This is a genomic window from Bacteroidota bacterium (assembly GCA_019637975.1).
In the GTDB taxonomy this organism is placed as follows: Bacteria; Bacteroidota; Ignavibacteria; order UBA10030; family UBA6906; genus CAADGV01.
The window spans coordinates 1-14,255 of record JAHBUR010000036.1; the positions used below are offsets into that span (position 1 = coordinate 1).

The following is a 14,255-nucleotide window of genomic DNA, read 5'->3' on the forward strand; positions in this document are numbered from 1 at the left end:
AAGGCCTCCGAAGAGAAAAAAGCTGAAGCCGGCGCAGGGTCTTGAGAATTTTGAAACCGAAAAATGAGAGTCCCGCCCATCGGGACTCTCTGCGTTTCCCTTACGTTTCATGAAGATAACATCTGCAGAATTTACAACTGGTGTTGCCAATATACGGCAACTTCCCAAAGAGCCGTTCAAGGAGGTCGCCTTCCTTGGCCGCTCGAATGTTGGCAAATCCTCCCTTATCAACAAACTCCTCAATCGCAAGGCTCTTGCCCGGTCGAGTTCCGATCCTGGTAAAACACGCGAGTTGAACTACTATCTTGTCAACAAGATGTTCTATTTTGTTGACCTGCCGGGCTACGGGTATGCAAAAGTGCCCGAACAAATCCGGTCGAGTTGGGGAAAGCTCATCGAACAATACCTGAAGGGACGTGAGAATCTTTCCCTGGTTGTTCAATTGATCGATTCGCGCCATGAACCGACGGAACTGGATTTGATGATGGTGGGATGGCTTGAGTATTATGAAATTCCTTTCGTCGTTGTCATGACGAAGTCCGACAAACTTCCCCGCAGCAAAATGCCGATGTATGTGAAGAATGCAAAAGCAGCTTACGCGAAATTCGCGTTTTGCAGGGATGTTATTCCGTTCTCCTCGCTTACAGGCGAAGGAAAGCCGGAGCTTTTCGGGATGATTGCCCGCCACATTACGGCTGCCGACTAACCCGCCTTCGACGGGATTCTAAACCCGGTTTTTTGTAGATTCATTCCCACGGAAAAACACGACGAGCCACCACTTACAGGAGAACTGTTCCATGAAGAAACGACTCTTCACCCCCGGTCCCACGCCGATTCCCGAAACAGTTATGCTCAAAATGGCCGAGCCGATCATCCATCACCGCAACCCCGAGTTCAACGAAATCCTCACTCGAGTCAACAAGAATCTCAAATATCTCTTTCAAACGGAGCAACCGGTTCTTACACTCACCTGTTCGGGAACGGGAGGAGTCGAATCGACATTCGTCAGTCTCTTTTCGCCGGGCGACATGGTGATTGCCGTGAACGGCGGAAAGTTCGGCGAGCGATGGGTGAAAATGCCCAAAGCATTCGGCATGAACGTCGCTGAGATAAAAACCGAATGGGGCAAGGCGCCATCCGCCGAACAGATGCTCGCGGCGCTCAAAGCGCATCCCGATGCAAAGGCCGTCTACCTTGTTCACAGCGAAACATCGACGGGAACGGCAACCGATGTGAAAGCGATGGCGAAACTGATCCGGGAGAATTCCCGGGCTCTCGTCTGCGTCGACGGCATTACGGCCGTCGGGGCGCATGAACTCCGGTTCGATGAATGGGGGATTGATGTGTGCGTGACGGGGTCGCAAAAGGGACTGATGATTCCTCCCGGACTTGCATTTGTTGCACTGAGCCAACGGGCAATCACCTCGATGGAAACATCGAAGATGCCGAAGTTCTATTTTGATTTGCGCAAGGCCGTGAAGTCTCATGCCGATAACGATACACCCTTCACGCCCGCCGTCTCGCTCATTATCGGCGTCGATGCCGCGCTCGAAATGATTCGCGCTGAAGGAATTGAGAATGTGTGGAAGCGGCACGAACGGCTTGCAACCGCGCTGCGCGCAGGAGTTCTCGGGCTGGGCCTCAAACTTTTTTCCGACTCGCCCTCGTATGCCGTCACACCCGTCTGGGTTCCTGAGGGCGTTGCATGGAAAGCATTTAACAAGGTGCTGAAAGGTGAGAAGGGGATTACGATTGCCGGCGGTCAGGATGACTACAAGGACAAGATTTTCCGTGTTTCCCATCTCGGCTATTACGACGAGTTGGATATGATTGCATTCATGGGGGCGTTGGAACAAACGCTTGCAGCGGTTGGATATAAGTTCTCGCTGGGGGCGGGTCTTGCAGCAGCGCAACAATCATTCTTGTCGGTCAAATAGTCGTTTAGCCATTCACTGAATTAGGGGAGTGAAGAACATCTATATGAAGATTCTTGTAAGCGATCAGCTTGAGCAAAGCTGCATTGATATTTTGGCGGGTGAAGGATTCGACGTTGATAACAAACCGGGAATTTCCGCCGATGAATTGAAACAGACAATCGGCGCATACGACGGACTTGTTGTACGAAGCGCAACGAAAGTCACCGCAACTCTTCTTAATCATGCTTCACAAATGAAAATCGTCGGCAGGGCGGGAACCGGTGTGGACAACATCGACGTACCTGCAGCGACGCGCAAAGGCATATTGGTAATGAACACACCGGGCGGGAACACGATTTCCGCCGCGGAACATACCGTGTCGATGCTGCTCTCGCTTGCGCGGAACATTCCCCAGTCGAATCACAGTCTGATGCAGGGAAAGTGGGAACGCAAGAGCTTCACGGGTGTCGAGGTATTTGAGAAGACACTCGGCGTCGTGGGCTTGGGGAAGATTGGCCGTGAAGTGGCGATCCGCTGCAAAGCGTTCGGAATGAACATCGTCGGTTACGATCCAGTACTTGCATCCGACGTTGCGCAAAAATTGAATATCGAGTTAGTGAGTCTCGACGAACTGTTCCGGCGTTCGGATTTTATCACCGTGCATACGCCGCTCTCGAAGGAAACAAAGGCCTTGTTGAATGATGCAACGTTTGCCAGATGCAAGCGGGGTGTTCGCGTCATCAATTGTGCCCGCGGCGGCATTGTTGATGAGGCTGCGTTGCTTCGCGCCCTTCAATCGGGACAGGTGGGTGGGGCAGCACTCGACGTCTTTGAGGAGGAACCACCCAATCCTGACAGAAGCGGGGCTCTGCTAAATCACCCGCGGGTTGTCGCGACGCCTCACCTCGGTGCATCAACAGAGGAGGCGCAGGAGAAAGTCGCGGTACAGATCGCCCATCAAATCGCTGATGCGTTGAAGGGGCGGGGGTACAACGGTCTTGTCAACGGTGCTGCTCTTCAACTTGCCATGAATGAAGAGATCAAGCCATATGCAACCCTCGCCGAAAAGTTGGGAAGCCTTGCAGTACAACTTGCAGGTGGAAAGCTCAGAAGTGTGACGGTTGGCGCTTCCGGCGTTCTGGCGTCTTCATCTATGGAATTGATGAAGGCTGGTGTTCTGAAGGGAATTCTCTCTCATGTGCTTCCTGAACCTGTCAATTTTGTGAATGCGCCCATGCACGCTGCCGAAATGGGGCTGGCGGTGAACGAACTTCGGGAAGGGCTGTCGGAAAATTTCACCAATTTGCTTCGCGTACAGGTACAGATAGAGGGAGGTGAAAGAGAGATCGCGGGAACGGTGTACAGCCCGAATTCCCTTCGTCTTGTGAGAATAGATGGTTTCCGATTCGAGTTAAATCCGGAAGGGCATCTCCTCGTTTACAATAATATGGATCGACCCGGCATGCTTGCACGTGTAGGGACAATCCTGGCAGCTCACAAAGTGAACATCGCGGGGGTGTCGTTAGGCAGAACGGCAATGGGCGAACGAGCGCTAACAGTCATGAACATTGACAGCGACATTCCAGAGCCGGCCCTCGCTGCGCTTCTGAATGAGGACGGAATAGAAAATGTCAGGGTAGCGAAGCTCGATTAAGGCCGATTTGATGATAGATGAGCATGTGCTGGCTGTGGGGCTCAGATGCAGGCGAAATTGGGGAAAATGCGCGCAGGTTTTATACTTTTTATTGAAAGAACTTGACAAAGACTACCTCGGTGTTTATATTGAGCCATGTTCTCGCGCACAATCCTCGATTCCCGTCACACTCAAATAAGGAGGTGATTATCGATCGATTTTGATACTGCTTTCCAAGTAACCTTACCCAAGGATCTCTGCTCTCAAGAATTTTCTCCATGATGCCGTCAGCAGTTGCCGGTTAGCAAACATCTGAAGCGTCGTGGGTTGATGCTCACCATCGGCAGAGGTCGGTACAAGTTCGGGTTTTTTCTGTAGACTCCTTGCTTCACAGCAAGGGCATCCTCGGTAGTAAGCGCATGAATTCTGTGCGTTCGGTCTGGTCACAAAACAAAAAGAACTTCATCCACTCATCGCAGAAGTAATTTCATGCGAGAGTTACACGCAGGTCAACCTGCACACCTTTTATTAACAGGTCAGAAAAGGTGAAACACGTCACACACACAACAACACAACCACTCCACAATTAACAGGAGGTCAAACATGCTTCGCAAGCTCGTATTGGCTCTCTTTACAGTCGCGTTTCTTCCCCTCGCGCTTTATGCACAGGACGGTAAGATACGTGGCACAGTAAAGGATAGAGAGTCCGGAGAGCCCCTCATCGGTGCAAACGTCATGATAGAGGGACAAACGCTCGGTGCTGCGACCGACATCAACGGCGAGTACATCATTCTTGGTGTTCCGCCAGGTGTCTATACCCTCAGGGTATCGCTCGTCGGTTATGGCGCGTTGTCAGTATCGAATGTGCGCGTCAGCGCTAACCTGACGACGACACAAGATTTGCGCATCTCAAGTTCTGCCGTGCAACTGCAGGGCGTTGACATCGTTGCAGAAAGACCGTTGGTACAGCGCAACACAACCAACACTGTCCGTCTCACAACACAAGAGGATATCGAGAACCTTCCGATTCGCGGCGTTCAAAATATCATCGCTCTGCAAGCGGGTGTTGTTCAGCAGAATGGTCAGTTGTATGTTCGCGGCGGCCGTCAGGGTGAAGTTGCATACTATATTGATGGCGCAGCAACTACGAACCCCGTCTTCAACAACTCTACTGTTGGCGTTATTCAAGAAGCGATCGAAGAGTTCCAACTTCAGGCGGGCGGATATACGGCCGAATTCGGAGGGTCCAACTCGGGTATCGTCCGTACATCTGTGCGTACAGGTGGAACGGAATTTAAGGCCAGCGTTGATTACCAAACGGACGATTTTGCAAAGCCGGGCAAGCAATTCCTCGGCACATCAGCCTTTGGATTCCGGAATATCGTCGGAACTTTTGGCGGCTCCATTATTCCTGAACTCCGGTTTTTTATTGCAGGTCAACATAACTACTTGCGCAATCGGCAGATCAGATATGTCACACCGTTCACGTTCGATGGCCTGACAACGGATGGTCTTGACGCATCCCCGGGTCGTTCCCTTCCCGGACCTGTTTCCGTGGCGGAAAACTACATCCCTAATAACTGGTCCGAAAGCAATTCGTTCCAGGGAACCCTGTTGTTTGATGTCTCTCCAGTCAAACTGCGTCTGACCGGAAGTTATCAAATGGATAAACTGCCCATCGATGGTGGTGCAGCAGGTGGTACACGCGGCGGCAACATTGGCGGAGCGGTGATTTCAGACGGTGCCGGCGGATGGCCGAACTATCTGCAAGATTATTTTGCGCAGAAGCGCAAACGCATTGATCGTGCAAATTCCGGTTTCGGAAGTTTGCGCGCCAGCCACGTGCTTGGCTCAAACATCTTCTATGAAGTCTCTGTCTCGTATCAGAAGCGGTCATTCAGTCGTGAAGATCCCGACTTCGGGACGGATTGGAAGTTGTATACGGATAGCGTTGCGAATGAAGCCAAGGGATATACCGGGTTCCGGGGCTACTACCGCGGTCCGTTACCGTACAGCGTTATTGATGCGTTCAACTTCACACATGAAAATGCCCCCAATAACACGTTCAGTCAAAACGAGCAGTCTGCTATTGGCGCAACCGCCGATGTGACTGCCCAAATAGACAAGAACTGGGAATTGAAGGCAGGTGGACGGTTTGATGTTTGGACAACACGAAGTTACTCTATCGGCAATATTCAAGGAGCCATGACTTATTTGAACGGCGCGGATGGAAAGACTCCTGCGACGTTTCCCGGTGGCGATGCACAACGCCGGATAGAGCTCTCACAGAGTGGTACAATAAACCACTATGGCTACGATGTAGACGGCAACAAAGTATCTGGTGACGGTGTTGATGCGCCGAGAAAACCGGTTTTTGCATCCGGCTACATTCAGAACAAATGGGAGTTCCAGGACCTCGTACTGAACTTCGGTCTTCGTTTTGAGCATTTTAACTCGAAGAACAAGACGTTCGCCGATCCGTTGGCTCCGTATGACAGCTTGTTCAACCAATCCTTCGACGTCATTAGGGAAGACAAACTGGTTGAACAGGAGGCAGTTTCGTATGTGCTGCCGCGTCTCAGCTTCTCATTCCCGGTTACTGCAAACACCGTGTTCTACGCGATGTATGGTCTGTATGCGCAAATGCCATCGTTGAACCAGTTGTTTGTGGGTAACACCACATTGAGCAGAACGGTAAGCGAAGTATCGCGCGGTAATGCTTACCTCACTCCGGTTGGTTTGTTGGTACGGCCGGAGCGGACAACACAGTATGAAATTGGCTTCCGTCAGGCGATCTCTGAAAATGTCGCGCTTACGCTGACAGGCTTCCACAAAGATCTGAAAGATCAAATCGGCGTCAGGCCATTCTTGAACGCTGCCGGAAATCGGGTATTCTATGCCTACCTGAATGAGGACTTCGGCACAGTGAAAGGCTTCGAATTGACCATGGACCTGCGGCGCACGAACCGGTTCTCGGCACGCGTGAATTACACCCTCTCCGACGCACAGGGAACCGCCTCGAATCCGCGTTCCGGTTGGGGCTCGGTCGAACAAAATATCGGACGCCCGTCAAACTTCATTAATGCTCTCGAGCATAACCAGACGCATCGCGGCTCGGTTCTTCTCGACTATCGGTTTGAAAAAGATGATGGCGGCCCGATTCTTTCCGGCCTCGGAGTCAACGCGTTGCTCACCTTTAACAGCGGCCACAACTACACGAAGGTAAAGGCGGCTTTCGAAGGTCAGTTCAACCCGTGGAATGTTGGTACAATCATTTACACGGATCCCCGTTTCAGTTATCCGACGGAACCCGTAAATGCGTCCAAAACACCCTGGGTGTTCAATATCGACCTTTCCGTCAACAAGCTGATTCCGCTTGGTGCGGTGGACCTCGATATCTACGTCAACATCCTGAACTTGCTTGATACAAAGCAGGTACTCAATGTGTTCACAACGACAGGCACGCCGGAAGATGACGGCTGGCTGAGCAATCCTGCCGGTGCGAGCAAGGCACAGTCAGTTCCAAGGTATGCCGAGTTCTACAAGGCCATAAATCTTGATAACCGTTGGGCATATACGACGGCAACCGGCAACGACGTGTACGGCGCTCCGCGCCAGATTCGCGTTGGTGCGAGACTCGAATTCTAAGATGCAACCCGGGAGCAACTCCGTTCCGGAGTTGCTCCTGAAAAGTATGTTCCAATTAATCAACTAATTCTAGGAGTTCCCAATATGATGCGAAGAACGTTCAAGACTATTGTCGGAACGGTCGGCATAGCGAGTCTGATCGTATGGTCGGCACTTGCAGCCGAGGGCCCGGACAAGGCCAACCGTACCCGGACGCCATCGCTTAACCGTACACTCGGAACGCCAACGTACCAGGTATTGAATATCAACAATCTCTGGTCGTGGGTGAGGCGCGATGGTCAGTCGAATCACTCGCCTACAGGCGATGATGGTATGTACTTCCCGCGCGGTACAAAGTGGGTGATTTATCAGGATGGATTCATGTATGGCGGCAAGGCATTCCTTGATGCCAACCATACAGTACCTGCTCCGAACCAGGTTGAACGCGTTGGAGGGGCGACCTACAACGTGGGAACGCAGGCAGGTCGTATTATCGGGACAGGCGCAAATGCTGTTGCGGCGAACCCTGCAGACGCTGATGTGCGTATTTTCAGAATTCGTCGCGACTTCAAGCAAATGAGCGATGGTGAACTGACTCGCGATGCTGCTGAATCGTTCGAAAAATTGATCGGCGATGTCAGTTCGGCAGATAAAGCGGCAATTCTACAGCAGTATGAAACAGATTGGAATGAATGGCCTGTGGCATACGGTGCGCCCTACATTGAGCGAAACGGGACGCCGGGTTATCAGCCTCCACCTACAGGGCTTACTCCCGAAGAATTAATTTCAGGTAACCACGACGAACCCGGTGTTGCTGGTTCTGACCCGAGTTCACCAGCCGACCAGGTTATTTGGACTGTGTTCAATGACCTGAACCGGAACGTTGCATTGGCTCTCTACGGATCGGAGCCCTTGGGCTTGGAAATCCAGATGACAATGTTCGGCTACAAGCGGACAGATGCAATGGGTAACCTCTACTTCAAGCGGTACCGCATTATTAACAAGGGCGGTGTCGATATCGGCGGCGGGGCCAGAGGTTCGTTCTACATTGACAGCATGTATGTTTCACAATGGTCGGATCCTGATCTCGGCTCGGCCGGCGATGACCTTATTGGCGTTGATTCCTCAGCAAGTCTTGCATACGTCTATAATGGCAACGCTATCGACCTCGAATTCAAAAAGTTCAGTCTTCCGCCTCCATCCTCCGGATACGACTTCCTCGCCGGCCCCATTGTTCCGTCAACGGAACCCGGCGCACGAGCGGTTTTCAACTTCCAATACCGCGACGGCTACGAAAATCTTCCGATGACTTCCTTCGTGTACTTCTCGGCCGGAAGCGGCATTTCGGATCCTGCATTTACGCGCGAGGGCGGCCTCAGGTGGTGGAAGATGTTGCGCGGATTCGTTCCCAACGCCTCGACTGGCCCGGATATTTACTATCCGCACCCGCCGGGCGAGCCCCTTTCCTTCTTCCCTCTGAATGGGGATCCGGTGAAGCGACAAGGATTTATCGACGGACTGGGTACTGATTATTCTTACGGTCCCGGCGATCGCCGCTTTGCGCTGAACAGCGGTCCGTTCAAACTTGCTCCCGGTGACACGCAGGAAGTTGTGGTTGGTACTGTTGCGGGTTTGGGTTCGGGGCGTCTTTCAAGCATTTCGGTCATGAAGTTCAACGGCCGGTTTGTTCAGAACACCTTCGACGCATTGTTCCAGGTTCCGAAGCCGCCAACGGCTCCGGCTGTGACAGTAACAGAACTCGACGGACAGGTGGTTCTCTCATGGGGAGCCAATTTGTCGCGAGTAGCACAAACGGAAACAACAGTCAACCAGCCCGGCGAATACAAGTTCGAGGGATACAATGTCTACCAGTTGCCGAGTCGTAATTCGCGCCTGAGTGAAGGCGTCCGTATTACAACATACGATCTTCCTACCGACCCGGATGTTGTGCTCGACGAGCAGTTTGATCCCGTTTCGGGGCAGATACTCCAGTTGCCGGTGCAATTCGGAACGAACTCCGGTGTTGTCCGGTACTTCAACTTCAATCGTGATTACATCCGCGATATTGACAAACTGAACAACGGCCAGGAATACTATCTGGCGGTAACTGCATACAGTGTTGCGAATGTGCCGAACTATCTGCCGGCAGCGCTCGAATCGGACGTGCAGGTGTTTGCGGTACGCCCGAAAGTTCCTTTTGGAACTATTTTCGGCTCCCGGTTTGGCGACACCTTGAAAGTTAATCACGCAACCGGGGTCAGTGATGGTATCGTTCGTCCGATCGTTATCGATCCGGGTGCCAGCACGGGCCAAACCTACCGTATTACATTCAATGATGCAGGCGGCGGGAACACGACGTGGAACCTCACAAACGTCTCGGCAAATCGTGCCGTCTTGAGCGCCGAAACAAACCAGTCCGGCGATGACAACTACAAGATGATTGAGGGTGGCATTCTGCTGAAGGTTGAAGGACCTCCTCCCGGAATGAAGGATTGGTCAATCCCTTCAGGCGAACGTCGCTTTACATTTGCCGATGTGTCATGGAGCGGTCTTGAGGGCTTTGAAGGCTCAATCGGGTGGGAAGAACCGGCCCACTACTTCGGAAGTGTTCCTGATCAGACTGTAAAAGCGCACGAGTTGAGAAACGTTCTGCTCAAGCTTGCTCCTGCAAGCTCGGGAACGACAGGTAACCCGGATGCGGGTGGCAACTCCTACGGCGGCTGGGATCTTGACGATCCTACCCTCGATGACAACTTCTCGTATGCATACCGCTACTTGCGAGGAGCAACGGCAGCACCGGCACGACCGGAATTTGCGCCGTATATAGTGAATGCTGCGGCAGGCTACGCGTACCAGGATTACAAGCGCGGTGTGCCGCTTTCTGCATGGAACATGGAAACCAATCCACCGACTCGTCTTGCGGTTGCCATCCATGAGAATAACGTAGCGACCGGTTTGCTTGATGGCAAATGGTGGCCGCCGTCGAACGGAACGGGTGTCAACCAAGGCGCAACACGCGACTTCTTGTTTATCCTAAACGCTCCGTATACGGGCGCAACACCTGACCCGGCATTTGTTGGGTTGAACATTCTTGCCCAGCGTCTGCCCGTCATGTGGTGGGTAGCGTCAAACCGTCGCGCCAATGCGAACTTCTCCCTTGGAGATGAGTTCCTGATTCTTGCGAACCACGTCAACACTGTTGATGACGTGTTCGAATACACAACTCCTCTTCCCGGGAAGGGTGTGAGTTACGACAAGGAAAGCGCAAATAAGGTTGGTGTTTATCCCAACCCGTACTATGCGTTTAACCCGGCAGAGACAAACCGTCTCGTTCGTTTCGTCACATTCAATAACCTGCCGCCTACTGCAACAGTCCGTATCTTCAACCTTGCGGGCCAGGTGGTTCGCGTGTTGCAGAAGAACGACAACTCGCAGTTCATGCAATGGGATCTGAACAATCAGAACAACTTCCCCGTTGCCAGCGGTATGTATATTGCCTACGTGGAAATGACCATGCCGTCCGACGGTTCCAAGGTGACCAAAATAGTCAAGCTCGCGGTCATTCAGGAACAGGAGGTGCTCGATGTATTCTAACAATATGAACAAAGGAGAAACGACCATGACAAAGAAGATGTTGATCAGCGCCCTCGTGTTCGGTGTGCTGTTCGCGGGCGTGGTCGGTACAGCAGACGCACAGAACAAGAGAACCGGTACATCGGCCGCCCCCGAGTTGTTGATCCCCGTCGGTGCCCGCTATCTTGCGATGGGAAGCGCGTCGTTGGCAAACGCAACGGGTGTCGAAGCAATTCATTTCAACCCCGCAGGGTTGGGATTGCTCAAGAACTCGGCCGAAGGTATGTTTTCGTCAATGTCGTATATCGCCGACATTAGCGTGAGCTACGGCGCCATCGGTGCTTCATTCGGTGATTTCGGGATTCTCGGCTTGTCCATCAAGTCGTTGAGCTTCGGGGATATCCCGTTGACAACGAACGACGATCCGGAAAACCTCTCAGGGAGAAACTTCTCGCCAACGTACGTTACTGTAGGGGTTACCTACGCCCGTCCGTTGACCGACGCGATCTCTGTCGGTATCACAACCAAACTGATTACCGAACAGATTGACCGTGTTTCTGCCTCCGGTGTTGCATTCGATTTCGGTGTCCAGTACAGCGGACTCGTTAATGTAAAGGGACTTCACCTTGGCGTTGCGGTAAAGAACATCGGACCCGGAATGAAGTTCGACGGTTCCGGTCTCTACCGCGCAGCGGTATCCAGCGATGGAAGCCGTCCGGAACAGCCCTACAAGTCGGAAGCAGCCAGCTTTGACCTGCCTTCTCTTGTGGAGTTTGGTCTGGCCTATACCGGAAACTTCAGCGACGAGTTCAGTTATGTGGGCAGCGGTTCGTTCACCAACAACAACCTGTATGTTGACGAATGGCGCTTCGGTGGAGAACTTCTCTACGGAACCGACCAGGTCAAGCTTGCAGGCCGTGTCGGCGGTAACCTCCTTCCCAAAGTCGAGAAGGAAGACCGCATCTTCGGTATCACCGCCGGCGTCGGTATCACCTACATGACGTCCGATATGGAACTGACGTTCGACTATGCATTCCGCCAAGTCGATCTCTTCAACAACAATAACGTGTTCTCGTTGAAGGTAGGGTTCTAGCTCGACAGGCAGAACGAGGCTGTGTATGCCTTGTATCAAAGGCTGCCCCGGAATATGCCGGGGCAGTCTTTTTTGTTTTCGTCAATCAACTTCTGAGTGTTGTTGTGATTCGTTTGCGTTTGGCTCTTCTTGCCCTTCTTGTTTCCAGCTTCGCAGCCGGAGCGGTGGCCAATTCAGGGTCGAGGTTCTTCCCGGCCGCTGGCGACACAGCTCTTTACCAACTAACGCGTGATGTGGCCGGCGATATCAACGTTCTGTGTATTGCAATACAGCCGGGATATGAGGACCTTTCCTCGCTGGCCTACTTCAGATTGGCCAAGGGCGCAAAAATCCTGGCAGCCTACATCACCAATGGAGAGTCGGGAGAAAGCGACATACAGTCGGAGTACCCCGCGATGCTTGCAGCAGTGAGGCGTGAAGAGGCAGCCGCTGCGTTGGCAATGCTCGATGGCGAAGCCCGGTTCATGAATCTCCCTGATATTGCATCTGCTTCCGATTCGGCAGCAGTACGAAGCCTCTGGCATACCGATTCGCTCCAGTTGCGATTGCGGCAACTCATTGGCGAGTTCAAGCCCGACCTTATTCTCATTTCGCCCGATTTCGGTTTTTCCAACTCTCCACTTCGGACGGACATAGTTGTGCATGATGTACTCGCGGCAGCGCGTCAGGTATCGGGGCATGGAACCTGGAGTGTCGACCGTGTGGCTCTCGAATCTCCGCGGGACAAAGGCTTCTCTCTTCCCATAGATGATTCGCATCCAAAACTGAAGGTGACGTACCGGGCGATTGCGGAAGCGGTGACAGCTACGTACCAGTCGTTGGCTGTGCAGCGCGGTACATGGAGAACAGGGGTTGCGGTGTATCGCGTACTTCATCCTGCAACGTTCACGGGTACCGGACTTGATACAGGATTGCCTGTTGTTTCTGACCGGTTGCGAACCCTGAATGTTGAACTCCGGCAATTTTCGCACCGTATTCTCGCATCCAAAAACCGGAATTCCGACGAGTATTTCCGTCAGGCCGCATCGTTGCTTGATTCTGTTAGTATGAGAATCACCCGTATTCATCAATTCAGCTCCGCTGAACGAAGAACGCTGCTGAGGTGGAAAGGCGCCCTTGAAGGAATACGCAATGTCCTGCTCGGTGTGAAGGTTGACTTCACGGTCAGTGACTCGATTCTTACAGATCTTCAGCTTACGTATCTGAATGTCTCGCGGATTCACGGCCTGAGTGACGGAGGGACAACAGAGTTGTTTTTTCCTGCTGTTGATGCGGGATGGGTTCTGAACGAAGATGTGGGTCGCAGAATCCCTTTTGAACCCGGCGAGGCGTATCGGTTGCTGACTCCTTCCGCACTGACGTATGATTTTCCCCGCGCCGAGTTCGGGAATCATCAACAAGCTATCCGAAAGCCAACGTATTTCTTCATCATTCATAACGCGAAAGACAGGTCGAGAAGCTTCATTTATCGCGGCAGTATGTATTTTTCCTTCTCCCCGAAATTGTCGTTTGAAGTGCTGACCCCGATTGTCCGGGCGATGAACGATGAACGTGTGACAGTCCGGCTGATGAATCACAGCTGGGACGGCGTACGCGACACGGTCCATATTCGCGATTCGGTAATGTTTGCCCCTGGCCGGCCTTTCAGGTTGAGTTACAAGGGTGCCACGCAACTGGATACATTGAGGTTGCAGCTCCATACCCCCGTACCCGAGGGAGATCATCTTTCCAATATCTTGATCGATGACGTGCCACAGGGAATGTTCGTAGCCCGGAGTTTTTCCGTTCGTGCCGATACGTCACAGGCGGTAGCCGTGACCGGTGGGGTTCAAAACAGCGCAACTGTGGATGCGCTGCGGCGCATCGGGTTTCGGAGCCGGGAACTCCGCCCCGCCGACCTGTCGACTCGGGCGCTGGAAGGAATTGATGTACTCATTCTCGATAGACGTTCGCTTACTCTGCATACCCGTCTGAAACAATCGTCGAGAATATTGGAGAGGTTTGTGGAACGCGGCGGGCATCTGGTTGTGCTTGCGCAGGAAAGCGATGAACTGGCAAAATTCCCGCTGCTGGAAGGGATTGTCGCCGCCCCGTCACACTTGATTGACGAGGCGGCCCGGATTGCATTCGATTCAACACATCGTATGCTTGCCATTCCCAATCCCATTCTTCCGGAAGATTTTGATGGATGGCTGTTTCGCAAGGCACACAACTCACTGACAGTACGGGGGGAATTCGAGATCCCCGTTCGCGGCCCGGATGAGGAGCCGTTGGTGGTGTCACGTCTCCTCGGAAAGGGGAGAATCACATATGTTGATCTTGCCCTGCACCATCAATGGATGAATGTTCATCCGGGAAGTCTGCGGCTGTTGGCAAATTTGGTAGCGTTCCATTAAGTTGTTGAAAACATGAA

General features: G+C 52.6%; 7 protein-coding genes. All 7 read left to right on the forward strand.

The window, feature by feature from the left end:
- The first annotated feature begins 109 nt into the window (after positions 1-109).
- The 7 genes from yihA to KF749_15905 all read left to right on the forward strand — a co-directional run bounded on the left by yihA (position 110) and on the right by KF749_15905 (position 14,238).
- Positions 110-706 carry a ribosome biogenesis GTP-binding protein YihA/YsxC gene (gene yihA / locus KF749_15875; GenBank protein ID MBX2992632.1) on the forward strand — a complete coding sequence of 199 codons (597 nt, stop codon included), beginning with the start codon at positions 110-112 and terminating at the stop codon, positions 704-706.
- 91 nt (positions 707-797) lie between these two features.
- The gene (locus KF749_15880; protein ID MBX2992633.1) at positions 798-1,937 is read left to right on the forward strand and encodes an alanine--glyoxylate aminotransferase family protein; all 1,140 of its coding nucleotides are present in this window, start codon (positions 798-800) and stop codon (positions 1,935-1,937) included.
- Positions 1,938-1,965: 28 nt separating this feature from the next.
- On the forward strand, positions 1,966-3,570 hold the full coding sequence (gene serA, locus KF749_15885; GenBank protein MBX2992634.1) for a phosphoglycerate dehydrogenase: 1,605 nt from the start codon (positions 1,966-1,968) through the stop codon (positions 3,568-3,570).
- A 582-nt stretch (positions 3,571-4,152) separates the two neighbouring features.
- Entirely contained in the window at positions 4,153-7,197 is a 3,045-nt protein-coding gene (locus KF749_15890; protein MBX2992635.1) for a TonB-dependent receptor, read from the forward strand.
- Positions 7,198-7,281: 84 nt separating this feature from the next.
- The gene (locus KF749_15895) at positions 7,282-10,770 is read left to right on the forward strand and encodes a T9SS type A sorting domain-containing protein (protein MBX2992636.1); all 3,489 of its coding nucleotides are present in this window, start codon (positions 7,282-7,284) and stop codon (positions 10,768-10,770) included.
- 25 nt (positions 10,771-10,795) lie between these two features.
- A complete protein-coding gene (locus KF749_15900) occupies positions 10,796-11,842 on the forward strand; it encodes a PorV/PorQ family protein (protein MBX2992637.1) in 1,047 nt (348 codons plus the stop codon).
- A 104-nt stretch (positions 11,843-11,946) separates the two neighbouring features.
- Complete coding sequence (locus KF749_15905; protein ID MBX2992638.1) at positions 11,947-14,238, forward strand: PIG-L family deacetylase; 2,292 nt, start codon at positions 11,947-11,949, stop codon at positions 14,236-14,238.
- Positions 14,239-14,255: the final 17 nt, after the last annotated feature.

What these genes read in the sequence shown, in the direction of transcription:
- KF749_15880 (MBX2992633.1), top strand. Translation starts at nt 798, where the DNA reads ATGAAGAAACGACTCTTCACCCCCGGTCCCACGCCGATTCCCGAAACA.
- KF749_15895 (MBX2992636.1), top strand. Translation starts at nt 7,282, where the DNA reads ATGATGCGAAGAACGTTCAAGACTATTGTCGGAACGGTCGGCATAGCG.
- yihA (MBX2992632.1), top strand. Translation starts at nt 110, where the DNA reads ATGAAGATAACATCTGCAGAATTTACAACTGGTGTTGCCAATATACGG.
- KF749_15890 (MBX2992635.1), top strand. Translation starts at nt 4,153, where the DNA reads ATGCTTCGCAAGCTCGTATTGGCTCTCTTTACAGTCGCGTTTCTTCCC.
- KF749_15900 (MBX2992637.1), top strand. Translation starts at nt 10,796, where the DNA reads ATGACAAAGAAGATGTTGATCAGCGCCCTCGTGTTCGGTGTGCTGTTC.